Annotated in this window: 1 protein-coding gene; it reads left to right on the top strand. The window is 72.9% G+C overall.

Features of this window, described 5'->3' with window-relative positions; translation table 11 throughout:
* On the top strand, positions 1-2558 hold a 2558-nt coding region (locus ABZ117_RS34170; RefSeq protein WP_356826694.1), incomplete at both ends, for a beta-ketoacyl synthase N-terminal-like domain-containing protein.

Raw genomic sequence — 2558 nt, 5'->3', positions numbered from 1 at the left:
ATCGTGTTCTCGTCGGCGGCGGGCGTGTTCGGTTCGGCCGGGCAGGGCAACTACGCGGCGGCGAACGCCTATCTGGACGCGGTGGTGCAGCGGCGGCGGGCCGCGGGCCTGCCGGGTGTGTCGCTGGCGTGGGGCCTGTGGGAGCAGGCCACCGGAATGACCGGCCACCTCGACACCGCCGACCAGGCCCGGGTGAGCCGCAACCGTAGCCAGACCCTGGCGTCCGACGAGGGCCTGGACCTGTTCGACGCGGCCCTGCGCACCGGCGACCCGCTGCTCGTCCCGATCAAGCTGGACCTGCGGGCGATGCGCGCCGACGCGGCTGCCGGGCGCGGCGTCGTACAGCCCCTGCTGCGGGGCCTGGTCAAGGTTCCCCGGCAGACCGCTCGGGCAGCGGCCACCGCCGGTGACGACACCGGGCATCTCGCGCGCCGGCTGGCCGGGCTTGGCACGGTGGAGCAGGAGGCGTTGCTGCTGGACCTGGTCCGCACGCACGCGGCGACCGTGCTCGGGCACGCCGGTCCGGAGGGCGTCAAACCGGACACGGCGTTCCGTGACTCCGGGTTCGACTCGCTCACCTCGGTCGAACTGCGCAACCGGCTCCGCGACGCGACCGGCCTCAAACTGCCCGCCACGGTCGTCTTCGACCATCCGACCCCGCTCGCCCTGGTCCGTCATCTGTCCGGGGAGCTGGGGGAGACGGTGTCGGTGGCGACCACCGAACCGGCCACGGCACTCGCCGACCCGGACGAGCCGATCGCGATCGTCGGCATGGCGTGCCGGCTGCCCGGCGGCGTCAACAGCCCTGAGGCGCTGTGGCAGTTGGTGTCCGAGGGCCGGGACGCGATGTCCGGCTTCCCCGACGACCGGGGCTGGGACCTGGAGGGCCTGTTCGACGCCGACCCGGACAAGGCCGGTACGTCGTACGTCGACCAGGGCGGCTTCCTGCACGAGGCGGGCCTGTTCGACGCCGCCTTCTTCGGTATCTCGCCGCGCGAGGCGCTGGCGATGGACCCGCAGCAGCGGCTGCTCCTGGAGACCTCCTGGGAGGCGCTGGAGCGGGCCGGCATCGACCCGACCTCCCTCAAGGGCACGGACGTCGGCGTGTTCTCCGGCCTGATGGGCCAGGGCTACGGCTCGGGCGGCGAGGTGCCTGCTGAGCTGGAGGGATTCGTCACCACCGGAGCCGGCAGCAGCGTGGCCTCGGGCCGGGTGTCGTACGTCTTCGGCTTCGAGGGGCCGGCGGTGACCGTGGACACGGCGTGTTCCTCGTCCCTGGTCGCCATGCACCTGGCCGCACAGGCCCTGCGCGGCGGCGAGTGCTCCCTGGCCCTGGCCAGCGGCGCGGCCGTCATGTCCAGCCCCGGCGCCTTCGTCCAGTTCTCGCGGCAGCGGGGCCTGGCCTCCGACGGCCGCTGCAAGTCGTACGCGGACGCGGCCGACGGTACGGGGTGGGCCGAGGGCGCGGGTGTCGTCGTACTGGAGCGCCTGTCGGAAGCGCGGCGCAAGGGGCACCGGGTCCTGGCCGTCGTGCGCGGCAGTGCCGTGAACCAGGACGGCGCGTCGAACGGGCTGACCGCTCCCAACGGGCCCTCCCAGCAGCGGGTGATCCGCAAGGCGCTCGCGAACGCCGGGCTGACCCCGGCGGACGTGGACGCGGTCGAGGGCCACGGCACGGGCACCGTCCTCGGCGACCCGATCGAGGCACAGGCCCTCCTCGCCACCTACGGCAAGGAACGCGAAGAGCCCCTGTGGCTGGGCTCGTTGAAGTCCAACATCGGACACACGCAAGCCGCCTCCGGTGTGGCCGGCGTGATCAAGATGGTGGAAGCCATGCAGCACGGTGTCCTGCCGCCCACCCTGCACGTGGACGCGCCGTCGCACCAAGTCGACTGGACCGCCGGAGCGGTAAAACTGCTCACGGAAGCACGCGACTGGCCCGACACCGGGCGCCCGCGCCGTGCCGGCGTCTCCTCGTTCGGGCTGAGCGGAACGAACGCACACCTCATCCTGGAGCAGGCGGCGGAGGAGGATGTCACCGAGCCGGCGGCCTCGGCCGACGGTGTCGTGCCGGTGATCGTCTCCGCGCGCACCGCCGGGGCCCTGGCCGGCCAGGCGGGCCGGCTGGCGGAGTTCGTCCGCCGGACCGACGCACCGACGGCGTCCGTCGCCGGAGCGCTCGTCTCCCGGCGGGCGGTCCTGGCCGAGCGGGCGGTGGTGGTCGCCGGTTCGCGTGAGGAGGCCGTGGCGGGGCTGGGCGCGCTGGCTGAGGGGGAGTCGTCCCCGGTCGTGGTGACGGGGTCGGATGCGGTCGCTGGGAAGACCGTGTTCGTCTTCCCGGGCCAGGGGTCGCAGCGGGTCGGTATGGGCGCGGAGTTGTATGTCCGGTTTCCGGTGTTCGCGCGGGCGTTGGATGAGGCGTGTGCGGCTTTGGATGCGCGGCTTGCGGGTGCTGTGGAGTACTCGGTGCGGGATGTGGTTTTCGGTGCGGGTGACGATGGTCTGCTGGATCGGACGGTGTTCACTCAGGCGGGTTTGTTCGCGGTGGAGTCGGCGTT

The organism is Streptomyces sp. NPDC006309 (assembly GCF_040613095.1).
Taxonomy (GTDB): domain Bacteria; phylum Actinomycetota; class Actinomycetes; order Streptomycetales; family Streptomycetaceae; genus Streptomyces.
The sequence above is the reverse complement of the archived record's forward strand: the minus strand, read 5'-3'. Positions and strand labels throughout refer to the sequence as shown.